Source organism: Paractinoplanes deccanensis, assembly GCF_016862115.1.
Classification (GTDB): domain Bacteria; phylum Actinomycetota; class Actinomycetes; order Mycobacteriales; family Micromonosporaceae; genus Actinoplanes; species Actinoplanes deccanensis.
On record NZ_BOMI01000098.1, the window covers coordinates 60,434 to 73,127 of the forward strand.

A 12,694-nucleotide genomic window follows, 5' to 3' on the forward strand; every position below is an offset into this window, starting at 1 on the left:
TCTGCGCGGGGATCTCGGGAAGATGTCGATCAGTGCTTCTTCTTGCGGGTTGTGTGGGACGGCCGCCACGAGCGCGGCACTCTCAGGGAGGCGAGACCGCCCGGGGCCGCGAGCATGACCACGACCAGGACGACACCGAAGAACGTGAGCGCGAGGTTGCCCTCGAGCCGCTGCGATCCGGAGGCCTCGCCGATCTCGTGCGCGAGCGCGGGCAGCGCCACCAGCAGGAAGGCGCCGATCAGCGCGCCGGACAACCGGCCCAGCCCGCCGATCACGATCGCCATCAGCAGGAAGAGCGAGAGGGTCAGCGGGAACGCGCCGGGCGACACGCTCTGGGCCAGCACGGCGAAGAGGGCACCGCCGAGCCCGGCACAGGCAGCCGAGATCACGAAGGTCCAGACCTGCGTCCGCGCGATGCTGATGCCGGCGAGCTTCGCGGCCGTCTCGTCGTCGCGCACGGCGCGCATGTCCCGCCCGAACCGGCCGCGCGTGATCAGCGCGAGCGCCAGCACGGTCACGAGGGCGCCGGCCCAGCAGAGCCAGGCCTGCCACTGCTCGACGGTCATCGACTCGGGCGGCGGGTTGAGCACCACGGACAGGCCCTGGTCGCTGTTGAACGTCTCGTCGAACGTGCTGGTGATCGACGGTACGACCACGGCGACGGCCAGCGTGAGGCCAGCCAGGTACGGGCCGCGCAGCCGGGCCGCCGCGAGCCCGATGATCAGCCCGGCGGCGGTGGTCACCAGCATCGCCACGACGATGCCGACGGCCAGCAGGTTGAACTTGTTCTGCCAGAGCGCCAGCGTGTAGGCCCCGGTCGCCATGAGCGCGCCGTGCCCCAGCGAGAGCTGCCCGTTCAGTCCGGTGAGGACGGTCAGGCCCGCCGTGACGCACAGATAGGCCCCGATGGTGGCGAGCTGATAGGTGCGGAAAGGCGGCAACGTGTACGTGAGAGCGACGACCAGGGCGGCGCCCACCGCGACGACGAGGTAGGGATTGAGACGCCTCCGGCTGGCCGGCGCCACCATCCGGGCGGTCACCCGGTCTTTCAGCGCGGTCATGCCGAGCCCTCCTCGGGCGTGCCGTGCCGCTCGCTGCAGGCGGTCATGCCGTCCTCGCTTTCGATCGGGCGAACAGGCCGTCCGGGCGTCCGAGGAGGACGACCACGAGCAGGGCCAGGACCGCCATGGGCGCGACCGTGGCGCCGAGGTAGCCGCTGATGTACGAGAGGACCAGGCCGACGATCAGGCCGCCGATGACCGCGCCGATCGGGCTGTCCAGGCCGCCCAGCACCGCCGCGGTGAAGGCCGAGATGAACAGCACGTCCATCGCCGTCGGGTGCAGGCCCAGCTCGGTGGGGATGACGAGCATGCCGGCGAGCGAGCCGACCGCGGCGGCCAGCGCCCAGCCGAGCGTCAGCATGCCGCCGACCGGCACACCGAGCAGGCGCGACACGTCCGGCGCGAACGCCGCGGCACGCATGCGCAGACCTGTCGGCGTACGGGTGAAAAGAAGCGTGAGCAGCACGACCACCGCGCCCACCGCGGCGAACACGAAGACGTCGTAGCGCGACAACAGGGCGACGCCGCCGATGTTGAAGGCGTCCCTGCTGAACGGCGCCTCGGCCGGCCGGAACTCGTTGCCGTAGATCATGCCCAGCACGCCCTGGATGATCAGCACCAGCCCGAGCGCCACCACCACGCCGTTGAGCGGTGACGAATGGTCGACGAAGCGCATCACCACCCGCTCGACGCCCGCGCCCAGCAGCAGCCCGGCGAGGACCGCGACGGCGAAACCGAGCCAGTAGGAGCCGGTCGCGTCGGCCACCGAATAGCCGACGTACGCGGTCGCGACGGCCATCGCACCCTGCGCGAAGTTGACGATGCGGGTGGCGCGCCAGATCAGCACCAGGGCCAGCGCGAACGCCGCGTACACAGCGCCGCGGCTGAGCCCGTCGAAGGTGAGGAAGAGGAAACGGTCCATGTCAGAACCCCAGGTAGGCATGCCGGAGATCGGCGTCGTCGGCGAGCGCCGCGGCGTCGTCGCGGGCGGCTATGCGGCCCAGCGACAGCACGATGCCCTGGTCGGCGATGGAGAGCGCGCTGCGCACGTTCTGCTCGACCAGCAGGACGGCGAGCCCCGTGCGGTCGCGCAGGTCGCGCAGCAGCGCCATGATCTGGGCGGTGACCCGCGGCGCCAGCCCCAGCGAGGGCTCGTCGAGCAGCAGCAGCCGGGGTTGCGCGGCGAGCGCCCGGCCGAGCGCCAGCATCTGCCGCTCGCCGCCGGAGAGCTGATGACCGAGATGCCCGCGCCGCTCGGCGAGCCGCGGGAACAGCTCGTAGATCGGCGCAAGGGACGGCTGCGGCTTGCGCCAGAGCCCGCCGAGGCGAAGATTTTCGTCGACGGTGAGCTCGGTGACCACGCCCCGGCCCTCGGGGACGTGCGCGATGCCGTGCCGCACCATGCGCTCGACCCTGATCCCGCGAAGGTCGGCGCCGTCGAAGACCACGCGGCCGCGGGTGGGCGGCAGCAGCCCGGAGAGCGCGCGAAGCAGCGTCGTCTTGCCGGCGCCGTTCGCGCCGAGCACCGCGACGATCTGCCCCGGCTCGACGGTGAGGCTGACATCGTGCAGTACCGGCGCGGCCCCGTAGCCGACGGTGAGGCCGTCGACCTCGAGCAGCGCGCTCATGCGGCCGCCCCCAGATAGGCCTCGGCGACCTTTGGGTCGGTGCGGATCTCGGCGGGCGGGCCGAGGGCGATCGGCTTGCCGAAGTCGAGCACGAGGATCTCGTCGCAGACCGACATGACGAGATCCATGTGGTGCTCGACCAGGAGGACCGTGCAGTCGGCCTCCTGGATCAGCGTGGCCAGCCAGCGGATCTCGTCGGCGTCGAGGCCGCCCGCCGGCTCGTCGAGCATGAGGATGCGCGGCTTGGCGGCGAGGGCGCGGGCCAGCTCGACCCGCTTGCGTTTCGCGTACGGCAACGAGGCGGGCAGCGCGGCGGCGTGCTCGGCGACGCCGCAGCGTTCGAGCGCGGCCCACGCCTCCTCCTCGGCCTTGCGCGACCGGGCGCCGACCAGCACGTTCTCGAGGACGGTCATGCCGTTGAACTGGCCGACGCCCTGAAGCGTGCGCGCGATGCCCCGCCCCGTGAGCTGGTGGGGCCGTGGCCGGAACGGCCGCCCGTCGAGCGCGATGGTCCCCGACTGCGGCACCACGAAACCGCAGATGACGTTGAAGAGCGTGGTCTTGCCGGCGCCGTTGGGCCCGATGATGCCGACGGTCCGCCCGGGAGGCACCCGAAGAGACACGTCGTCGAGGGCGAGCAGGCCGCCGAAGCGGACAGTTATGTGATGGAGCGTGAGCCCCCGATCCGCGGCAGATAAGGAATCCGCGGTCGAAGGCGCTGACGAATCCGTTGCCATGGTCACCTCGGCTCGAACCGGAAGAGTGGCCTGCGCAGACGGGCACCCAGCGAGCGGCAACCGTCCTGTGTGGAAAGTGAAGGTCAACTATTTACACTAGGAGTGTAACTTTCTGGCCGGGCACGTCAACCGGCTGTTTCCATGTTGTTTCAAACGGCTTTTCCGGGCAGGATGCGCCGCCCGCAAAGAGCCGTTTCCCGAGTCGCCCGATCCGCGAGCCGCCGGCGCCTTGGCGCAGTGGTCGCGCACCGGCCGCCGGGCCGGTCGATTCGAGGCTCGGCCGGTGGTCGAACCGCGGGGCGGCGGGTGGTCGTGCTCGGGGCCGGCGGGAGGTCGTGCCTCGGGGCGGCGGCTGGTCAGGCCGGGCTTTGGCGCGTCGGTCGCGCAGGACTCAACGCGATGAGGTGGGCTCGCGTGAAGGTCGAAGTGGCGGTATGGGCGCGGGCGCCAGCTGCAAACGGCCGACGTGCGAGCTTGCGGAGAGGTCGGCAGCCGGGCGGGGCGAACCCGTGTGTGAGGGGCGGCGGGTTGGGGCCGAAGGGCGGGTGAGGTGGCCGTGGGCCAGGTGGTGGGTGGACGGGGCGGCCGGGCGAAGGATTCCGTCAGGCGACGTTGATGGGGCGGAACTGGACGCTGATGCGGGGGCCGACGGCCTTCGCTGTCTTGAGGATGGCGTGCTCCCAGGTGCGCTGGCAGGAGCCGCCCATGACGATCAGGTCGCCGTGGCCCAGGGGGAACCGCAGGGTCTCGTGGCCGCCCGCGCGGGGCCTCAGGGAGAGGTTGCGCGGTGAGCCGAACGAGACGATCGCGACCATGGTGTCGTGGCGGGCGGAGCGGCCGATCGTGTCGCCGTGCCAGGCGACGCTGTCACGGCCGTCGCGGTAGAGGCACATGCCGGCGGTCACGAACTCCTCGCCCAGCTCGGCGGCGTAGTGGTCGTTGAGCCGGGCTTTCGCCTCGGTCAGGACCGCGTGGGGCAGCTCTTCGTCGCCGCCGTACCACCGCAGGAGGCGCGGGACGTCGACGACGGAGTCATACATCTGGCGGCGGTCGGCGCGCCAGTCGATGCCGAGCAGGGTCTCGAAGACCTCGTCGGAGCCCTGAAGCCAGCCCGGCAGCACGTCGACCCACGCGCCGGCGGTGAGCCGATGGCGTTTGAGGCGCCCCGCGAGCGGCCCGGCCTCGGTGGCCGGGCCGCCGCTCTCGTCGGCTAGGTCGAACATCGACGGCTGATAGGTGCTGGTCATGCGGCAATCTTAGTACGGATGTTCGATGATCGTTTCAAGCCTGTGGATAACGAGAGCCTGCCCGATTTATCCGGTCCGAAGGGGTAGGGGTGAAAGGCTGGGCGCGCGGAGGGGCGGGCGAGCGCGGCTGAGGTGCCTGCCAGGGGAAAGAGGAGGCCGCCGGATTCCGCCCCTCGGCGCGTCGGCTAAGGCGCAGGAGTAGAGGTCGAGGGCGCCTTGGTGGAGGAAGTCGTGGTCGAGGAAGGGATAGGCCCGGCGGAAGTGGGCCCGGCGGGAGTGAGCCGGGCTGAAGCGGGCTCGGCAGGCGCGGGCTCGGCGGCAGCGGGCTCGGCAGGTGCGGACCCGGCAAGAGTGGCCTCACCCTGAGCGCCGTCAGCCGGCGAAAGGGCCGCCTTCGGGCGCAACACGGCCGCCGCGACGATCGCGGCCAGGATGCCGCCGATGACGCCGACGAGGGCGGTTGCCGCGATGGCGTCCACGAAGGAGTTCTGGGCCAGGCGGGCCAGGCCCGCGTCGCCCGTCGAGGCCGCGACGCGCAGGGCGTCGCCGATCGAGCGGCGGGCCTCCTCGGTCGCGTCGGGCGGCATCGCGGAGCGGTAGGCCGCCGTCAGGACGCTGCCCAGCACCGCCACGCTCAGGGCCGTGCCGACCTGCTGCACCGTGTCGTTGACCGCCGATCCGACGCCGACTCGGTCCGGTGGCAGGGCGCCCAGCAGCGTTCCGTAGGCCGCCGGTCCCGCCGTGCCGCTGCCCGCGCCGATCAGCACGAGGGCCAGGGCCAGGTGCCCGTATCCGTCGCCGGGGGACAGTGCGGCGAGCGCCCCGAACCCGCACGCCATCAGCAGCAGGCCCGCCGACAGGGCCACCCGCGTGCCGAGGCGCTTGTCGACCGCGACGCCGATGCCGTTGAAGACCACCGCCGTGACCAGCAGCGGGATGAAGGCCAGGCCGGCCTTCATCGGCCCGTACCCGAGGACGAACTGGAGGTATTGGGTCAGCGCCAGCAACACCCCGCCGGCCGAGAACGACAGCAGGACGATCGACAGGCTCGCGCCGCCGAAGTTGCGGTCGCGGAACAGCGACAACGGCAGCATCGGCTCGCTGACCCGCCGCTCCCACAGGGCGAAGGCACCGACGCCGATGGCCGCGACGACGAAACCGCCGATCGTGGTCGTCGCTGACCAGCCGTCCTGTGCCGCCCGGATGATGCCCCAGACCAGGGCCGTCATGCCGATCGTGGAGAACAGCGCGCCGAGCAGGTCGGGGCGTGCGGCGCGGCCGCGTGACTCCGGGATGATCGCCAGGGCGGCCACGATGCCCAGGATCGCGATCGGCACGTTCATCAGGAAGACCGAGCCCCACCAGAAGTGCTCGAGCAGCAGGCCGCCGAGCGTCGGGGCGCCCAGCGAGCCCAGCATCAGCACGGAGCTCCAGATGGCGATGGCCTTCTTGCGCTCGGTCTCGTCGAAGACCGTGGTCAGGATCGACAGCGTGCCCGGCATGAGGAACGCCGCGCCGACGCCCATCAGGCCGCGCACCGCGATCAGCTGACCGGGCGTCTGGCAGATGGTGGCCAGCACGGACGCGCCGCCGAAGATGACCAGGCCGCGGCGGCGGCCGTGCCGGTCGGAGAGGCTGCCCGCGGTGAGCAGCAGGCCGGCGAAGACCAGGATGTACGCGTCGATGATCCACTGGATGTCGGCGGAGCTCGCGCCCAGGTCGCGGATCAGCGATGGGATGGCGATGTTGAGCACCATGTTGTCGATCACGACGACGAGCAGGCTCAGGCAGAGCACGCCGAGGATCAGCCAGCGGCGCGGATTGCGGTCCCCCATGACACCCCATTTTTCGAACACTGTGCGATCTGCTCGAACACCGTACCATCGATCTCGAACAGTGTGCGAGAGTCGTTAGGATGGGGGCATGCCGAAGCCCGACGCGTTCACCAATTCGGTCTGGCTGCGGCCGTCACGCGCCAAGACCGGGCAGCCGGCGCTGAGCCGTGACCAGATCCTTCGTACGGCTATCGAGATCTTGGATGCCGAGGGGGCGGCCGGGCTGAGCATGCGGCGGCTCGGCACCAAGCTGAACGCCGGCGCGACATCGCTCTACTGGCACGTCGCGAACAAGGACGAGCTGCTCGAGCTCGCCCTCGACGAGGTGCTCGGCGAGGTCTACGTGCCGGAGCCCGGCGACACGAGCTGGCGCGTCGGCGTGTCGGTGTGGGCGAACGGCATGCGCGCCGCGCTGGTGCGCCACTCCTGGGTGATCGGCCTGCTCGGCACCCACCCGACCCTGGGGCCCAACGCGATGCGGTTCGGCGAGCGGATCGTGCTGCTGCTGACGAACGCCGGCTTCACGGGCATGGCCGTGTCACACGCCAGCGCCATGATCAACGCGCACGCGATCGGATCGGCGACCACCGAGGCGGCGGCCCACGCGGCGATCAAGCGCAGCGGCCTGGAGATGGCCGACCTGGCCGAGCAGATGAAACCGTGGGTCGACAAGATGGTCGCCGAGCATCCGGCCTACGACCAGTGGCGCAAGGAAGCCAACGTGTTCGGCCGGGACCAGCAGCAGCTCCTGGACGAAGGGTTCGCCTTCGGCCTGGAGCGGCTGCTGGACGGCCTGGAGCTGTGGCTGGAGAAGAACTGATCGCCGGTCAGTGCGCGTAAGGGTCCGACCCCGAGTCCGCCTTGTCGGCGGGGCGGTGGTAGGTCACCTCGCCCGGTGTCAGCGGGAAGGACAGGTCGTCGCCGAACGGAGACGGGCCACCCTGCGTGGGCAGCGACACCTCGCTGACGTCCATCTTGCCGTCCTCGCGGACCGGCGGGCCCTCGGGCATGCGAGCCGTGGAGAACTGGGTGGTGCCCGAGGCCACGTCGGTCACCCCGGTCGAGGTGCTCGGGGCCATCGAGGTGGCGGGTTCCAGCTCGTCGCGGCGGAAGATCTTGCGGCCGAGCCAGACCAGGGGGTCGTATCGACGGTCCACCACGCGCTCCTTCATCGGGATGATCGCGTTGTCGGTGATCTTGATGTGCTCGGGGCAGACCTCGGTGCAGCACTTGGTGATGTTGCAGTAGCCGAGGCCCTGGTGTGCCTGCGCGTATTGCTTGCGGTCGCCGCGGTCGTCGAGCGGGTGCATGTCGAGCTCGGCGGCGCGGATGAAGTAGCGCGGGCCGGAGAACGCGGCCTTGTTCTCCTCGTGATCACGCACCACGTGGCACGTGTTCTGGCAGAGGTAGCACTCGATGCACTTGCGGAACTCCTGGCTCCGCTCGACGTCGACCTGCTGCATCCGGTAGTCGCCCGGTGCCACGCCGGGCGGGGGCGCGAAGGCGGGGGTCTCGCGGGCCTTCTCGTAGTTGAAGGACACGTCGGTGACCAGGTCGCGGATGATCGGGAAGGTGCGCAGCGGGGTGATGGTGACCGTCTCGTCCTCCTCGAAGGTGGACATGCGGGTCATGCACCCCAGCCGCGGCTTGCCGTTGATCTCCATCGAGCAGGAGCCGCACTTGCCGGCCTTGCAGTTCCACCGGCAGGCCAGGTCGGGCGTCTGGGTGGCCTGGAGCCGGTGGATGATGTCGAGCACGACCTCGCCGTCGTTCACCTCGACGTCGAAGTCCTGGATCTCCCCGCCGGACGAGTCGCCGCGCCAGACGCGGAAGTGGCGCTTGGTGCCCATTACTTCGCCTCCGTCTTGCTCTGAGCGTCGGTGCGCGCGCCCGGTATGCGGGCCTCGCCGGAAGCCGCGTCGAACTGGCTCAGCTCGTCGTCGGTCAGGTATTTCGCCAGCTCACTGCGGTCGAAGAGCCGGATGAGCTCGTCGCGCATCGTGGGCAGGGCCTTGCGTTCGAGGTGCACGTCGCCGGTCTTGTCGAGCGAGCAGACCAGGTTGACCTGGCGCCACTGCGGGTTCATGCCGGGGAAGTCCTCGCGGGTGTGCCCGCCGCGCGACTCCTCGCGTTCGAGGGCGGCCTTGGCCGTGCACTCCGAGACGACCAGCATGTTGCGCAGGTCGAGCGCCAGGTGCCAGCCGGGGTTGTAGCGCCGGCCGCCGGTCGCGCCCACGTTGGCCACCCGCTGCTTGAGGTCCTGGAGCCGCTTGAGCGCGTCGGTCAGCTCGCCCGCGCGCCTGATGATGCCGACAAGGTCACCCATCACCGCCTGGAGATCCTGTTGCAGGGTGTACGGGTTCTCGCCGCTCTGCCGCTCGAGCGGCGCGAGGGCTGTCGTCACCGCGGCCTCGACGTCGGGAGTGTGCACCCGGGGCTTCTGGGTCAGCGAGTCCGCGTACGCCGCGGCGTGCTCGCCGGCCCGCTTGCCGAAGACCAGCAGGTCGGACAGCGAGTTGCCGCCCAGCCGGTTGGACCCGTGCATGCCGCCCGACACCTCGCCCGCGGCGAACAGGCCCGCGACCGTGCCGAGCGCCGCGCCGGAGTCGGGGTCGACCTCGACGCCACCCATCACGTAGTGGCAGGTCGGCCCGACCTCCATCGGCTCCTTGGTGATGTCGACGTCGGCCAGCTCCTTGAACTGGTGGTACATCGACGGGAGCCGCCGGGTGATCACCTCGGCCGGCATGCGGGTGGAGACGTCGAGGTAGACGCCGCCCGCGGGCGTGCCCCGGCCCGCCTTGACCTCCGAGTTGATCGCGCGCGCGACCTCGTCACGGGGAAGCAGCTCGGGCGGCCTGCGGTTGTTGTCCGGGTCCTCGTACCAGCGGTCGGCCTCCTCCTCGGTCTCGGCGTATTGCTTGCGGAACACGTCGGGCACGTAGTCGAACATGAACCGCTTGCCCTCGGAGTTGCGCAGCACCCCGCCGTCACCGCGGACCGACTCGGTGACCAGGATGCCCTTGACGCTGGGCGGCCAGACCATGCCGGTCGGGTGGAACTGGAGGAACTCCATGTTGATCAGCGTCGCGCCGGCGCGCAGCGCGAGCGCGTGACCGTCGCCCGTGTACTCCCACGAGTTTGACGTGACCTTGTAGCTGCGGCCGACGCCGCCGGTCGCGAGCACCACCGCCGGGGCCTCGAGCAGGATGAACTCGCCGGACTCGCGGTAGTAGCCGAAGGCGCCGGCGACGCGGTCACCGTCGAGCAGCAGCTCGGTGATGGTCGTCTCGGCGAAGACGCGGATCCGCGAGTCGTAGTTGCCGGTCTCGGCGAAGTCCTCCTGCTGCAGGGACACGATCTTTTGCTGGAGCGTACGGATGAGCTCCAGCCCCGTGCGGTCGCCGACGTGCGCCAGGCGTGGGTACTCGTGGCCGCCGAAGTTGCGCTGGGATATCTTGCCGTCCTTCGTACGGTCGAAGAGCGCGCCGTAGGTCTCCAGCTCCCAGATGCGTTCCGGGGCCTCCTTGGCGTGCAGCTCGGCCATGCGGAAGTTGTTGAGGAACTTGCCGCCGCGCATGGTGTCGCGGAAGTGCACCATCCAGTTGTCGCGGCTGTTGACGTTGCCCATCGCCGCGGCGGCGCCACCCTCGGCCATCACCGTGTGGGCCTTGCCGAACAACGACTTGGAGATGATCGCCGTGCGCTTGCCGGCCAGCCGCGCCTCGATCGCCGCGCGCAGGCCCGCGCCACCGGCGCCGATCACGACGACGTCGTAGTGGTGTCGCTCGATGCGAGTGCTCATGTGTGTGCCGCCCCCTAGCCGACGAACCGCAGGTCGGAGAACCACTCGGCCGACACCGCCATGACGTAGAAGTCGGTGACCGCGAGCGTGCCCAGGGTGATCCATGCCAGTTGCATGTGGCGCGTGTTCAGCTTGGACACGAAGGTCCAGAAGCGATAGCGCACCGGGTGCTTGGAGAAGTGCTTGAGCCGGCCGCCGGCGATGTGCCGGCAGGAGTGGCAGGACAACGTGTAGGCCCAGAGCATCACGACGTTGCCGACGAGGATGACGTTGCCGAGCCCGAACCCGAAGCCGCCGCCGGGGCTGTGGAACGCGATGATCGCGTCCCAGGTGTTGATCACCGAGATGATGACGGCGGCGTAGAACGCGTATCGGTGGGCGTTCTGGAAGATCAGCGGGAACCGCGTCTCACCTGTGTATCTGGCGTGTCCGTCGGGCACGGCGCAGGCCGGCGGGGAGAGCCAGAAGGCGCGGTAGTAGGCCTTGCGGTAGTAGTAGCAGGTCAGGCGGAACAGCAGCAGGAACGGCAGGGTGAACGCGGCCTCGGGGATCAGCCAGAAGCTCGGCAGCGGCGTGCCGAACAGGGCCGCCTCGGGAACGCACCGGTCGGTGATGCACGGTGAGTAGAACGGCGTGAGGTAGTGGTATGCCTCGACGAAGTACCACTTGTGCATGAAGACGCGAACGGTCGCGTAGGTGACCCACGCGGCCAGGCCGACGAAGGTGACGAGCGGTGGGAACCACCATCGGTCGGTACGCAACGTCTTCGCCGTGATGGCCGCGCGTGATCGGCCCGCGCCCGGCCTCGTTGCCGTCGTCGTCATTCGATCTCCTGATCAAGCCTGTCCTTGTGACCCGGCTGTCAACGAGCGAGGAGCCTCGGCAGCCGCTGTGCTTCCGTGATGTGTGGCACACGTTACGCCTGGGGTCAGACAGTTTCGCGCTCAGGGATGCGGTATGGATCACAAATGTCGACCCCGATCACATCGATACGCTCGAAAGCGTTAATGGATCTTGAGTTTGCGGGTCCTGATGGGACAATTCGGGCGTGGTCAGAGTTCCGGCGTGGCCAGCCGCCGGATCGAGCCCGCGCAGGTGGCCGGGGACGCGTCCACGAGATCGTCGGTGACGGCCTCGCCCGCCTCGGTGCGCGGGGCGACGTAGAAGGCCGGCACGTTGGTCTTGGCCTGCCGGTCGAGCGCCTCGGCGTAGACGCCGCGGGCGTCGAGCAGCTGCCGCCAGTCGTCCTGGTCGCCGCCGGGCAACTCGCCTAGATAGATCCGCGCGGCGGCGTTCTCGTTGCGGATGGCGGCGGCCCGGGCGGCGGGCGTGGTGGTCGAGCCGGGCGGCACCAGCTTGTTGAGGCGCCGTTCCAGTTCGAGGCAGCGTTCGTCGCGCACCTGCCGCGCCTCACGGGCGTCCGAGGCCTGATCCCGTACGCCGTCGATCGCGTCGACGACAGCGAGCGCCCCGGCACAGATCGCGATCACGATGATCGCCGCCCCGGCCGAGATCGCGGCCACGAACCACTGCCGCCGCCGGCGCTGCCGCGCGTCCGCGGGGCCGCCCTTCACCGGGCCGAGCCCGAACATCCGCCGCCGATCACGCCCCGAACCCGGCCCACCGGGCGCAGCCGCCGCGCCCCCAGCCGCAGGACCGCCAGGCGCAGGACCGCCAGGCGCAGGACCGCCAGGCGCAGGACCGCCTGACGCGGGACTGCCAGAGGGCGAGCCGGCAGAGGGTGATCCGGTGGAGGGTGATCCGGTGGAGGGTGATCCGGCAGTGGCCGGGTCGCCGCCGATGGACGAGGCATCAGCAGATGAGGTGCTGGAGGAGCCGGGCCACGACCCGCCAGGGGAAGGGCTGGGCGAGGAGCCGCCGGTCGAGGACTCGGAGGTCGACGCCGGGCCGGTCAAGGAGGGGTTGGCCGGGGATTCGCCGGTCGAGGAGGAGCTTCCGGCCGGCGAGACAGGGAAGGACGATGAGCTCGTGGTGGCCGGCGACCAGGAGGTGTCCGGCTCGGACACGGGGACGGCCGCGATGGAAGGGTCGCCCGCCCCCGGCGGGCCGTCGCCGCCGTCGGGCCGGCGCGCGCCGAAGGCGTCGTCTCGATCCGGGTCGCGCGACGAGTCGCTCACCGGCTCAGTGAAACACGCCGGTCAATGTGCCGCCCTCCGGTGAAAGCCCCGATATGCAGCCGCCAGGCCCGGACCCGGCAGGGAGCCGGCGCGCGGTGACCTCGCCGGGTCCGCCCGGACGAAGACCGGCGTGGCAGGCGGCGCTGCGCGACTGCCCTGGCGGCTCGACCAAGGCCGGCCGGGTAGCACGGCGATCGAGTCGAGCGGGTCGGGGTGGGGCAGCGCGGCGGGCCGGTGGAGTCC

Annotated in this window: 11 protein-coding genes and 1 pseudogene; 2 read left to right on the forward strand and 10 right to left on the reverse strand. The window is 70.5% G+C overall.

Translation table 11 applies throughout. From position 1 onward, the window contains the following. Nucleotides 1-29 precede the first annotated feature (29 nt). The 6 genes and pseudogenes from Ade02nite_RS25230 to Ade02nite_RS25255 all read right to left on the reverse strand — a co-directional run bounded on the left by Ade02nite_RS25230 (nucleotide 30) and on the right by Ade02nite_RS25255 (nucleotide 6,508). On the reverse strand, nucleotides 30-1,061 hold the full coding sequence (locus tag Ade02nite_RS25230; RefSeq protein ID WP_203768757.1) for a branched-chain amino acid ABC transporter permease: 1,032 nt from the start codon (nucleotides 1,059-1,061) through the stop codon (nucleotides 30-32). 43 nt (nucleotides 1,062-1,104) lie between these two features. Then, nucleotides 1,105-1,983: a branched-chain amino acid ABC transporter permease gene (locus tag Ade02nite_RS25235; RefSeq protein ID WP_203768759.1), complete on the reverse strand. Its 879-nt coding sequence runs from the start codon at nucleotides 1,981-1,983 to the stop codon at nucleotides 1,105-1,107. 1 nt (nucleotide 1,984) lies between these two features. Further along, nucleotides 1,985-2,620: pseudogene (locus Ade02nite_RS25240) on the reverse strand (ABC transporter ATP-binding protein); the annotation flags it as partial. A gap of 65 nt (nucleotides 2,621-2,685) precedes the next feature. Further along, nucleotides 2,686-3,426 carry an ABC transporter ATP-binding protein gene (locus tag Ade02nite_RS25245; protein WP_203768763.1) on the reverse strand — a complete coding sequence of 247 codons (741 nt, stop codon included), beginning with the start codon at nucleotides 3,424-3,426 and terminating at the stop codon, nucleotides 2,686-2,688. A gap of 602 nt (nucleotides 3,427-4,028) precedes the next feature. Continuing rightward, nucleotides 4,029-4,673 carry an alpha-ketoglutarate-dependent dioxygenase AlkB gene (locus Ade02nite_RS25250; RefSeq protein ID WP_203768765.1) on the reverse strand — a complete coding sequence of 215 codons (645 nt, stop codon included), beginning with the start codon at nucleotides 4,671-4,673 and terminating at the stop codon, nucleotides 4,029-4,031. 185 nt (nucleotides 4,674-4,858) lie between these two features. Then, nucleotides 4,859-6,508: an MFS transporter gene (locus Ade02nite_RS25255; RefSeq protein ID WP_203768767.1), complete on the reverse strand. Its 1,650-nt coding sequence runs from the start codon at nucleotides 6,506-6,508 to the stop codon at nucleotides 4,859-4,861. A gap of 88 nt (nucleotides 6,509-6,596) precedes the next feature. Between Ade02nite_RS25255 and Ade02nite_RS25260 the strand changes: the two genes are divergently transcribed. Continuing rightward, nucleotides 6,597-7,328, forward strand: a complete 732-nt coding sequence (locus tag Ade02nite_RS25260) for a TetR/AcrR family transcriptional regulator (protein ID WP_203768769.1) — start codon at nucleotides 6,597-6,599, stop codon at nucleotides 7,326-7,328. Between the two features lie 7 nt (nucleotides 7,329-7,335). Here the strand turns inward: Ade02nite_RS25260 and Ade02nite_RS25265 are convergent, their stop codons facing one another. The 4 genes from Ade02nite_RS25265 to Ade02nite_RS25280 form a co-directional block, all read right to left on the reverse strand. Beyond that, nucleotides 7,336-8,358, reverse strand: coding sequence for a succinate dehydrogenase/fumarate reductase iron-sulfur subunit (locus Ade02nite_RS25265; protein WP_203768777.1), 1,023 nt, complete (start codon nucleotides 8,356-8,358; stop codon nucleotides 7,336-7,338). Then, nucleotides 8,358-10,313 carry a fumarate reductase/succinate dehydrogenase flavoprotein subunit gene (locus tag Ade02nite_RS25270; RefSeq protein WP_203768779.1) on the reverse strand — a complete coding sequence of 652 codons (1,956 nt, stop codon included), beginning with the start codon at nucleotides 10,311-10,313 and terminating at the stop codon, nucleotides 8,358-8,360. Before Ade02nite_RS25270 ends, Ade02nite_RS25265 begins: the two co-directional genes overlap by 1 nt. 14 nt (nucleotides 10,314-10,327) lie before the next feature. After that, nucleotides 10,328-11,137 carry a succinate dehydrogenase subunit SdhC gene (gene sdhC, locus Ade02nite_RS25275; protein WP_203768780.1) on the reverse strand — a complete coding sequence of 270 codons (810 nt, stop codon included), beginning with the start codon at nucleotides 11,135-11,137 and terminating at the stop codon, nucleotides 10,328-10,330. A gap of 228 nt (nucleotides 11,138-11,365) precedes the next feature. Beyond that, nucleotides 11,366-11,905 carry a hypothetical protein gene (locus tag Ade02nite_RS25280; protein ID WP_203768782.1) on the reverse strand — a complete coding sequence of 180 codons (540 nt, stop codon included), beginning with the start codon at nucleotides 11,903-11,905 and terminating at the stop codon, nucleotides 11,366-11,368. A gap of 157 nt (nucleotides 11,906-12,062) precedes the next feature. Between Ade02nite_RS25280 and Ade02nite_RS25285 the strand changes: the two genes are divergently transcribed. Continuing rightward, nucleotides 12,063-12,494 (forward strand): hypothetical protein, encoded by a 432-nt coding sequence (locus Ade02nite_RS25285; protein WP_203768784.1) that lies wholly within the window; start codon nucleotides 12,063-12,065, stop codon nucleotides 12,492-12,494. Nucleotides 12,495-12,694 lie beyond the last annotated feature (200 nt).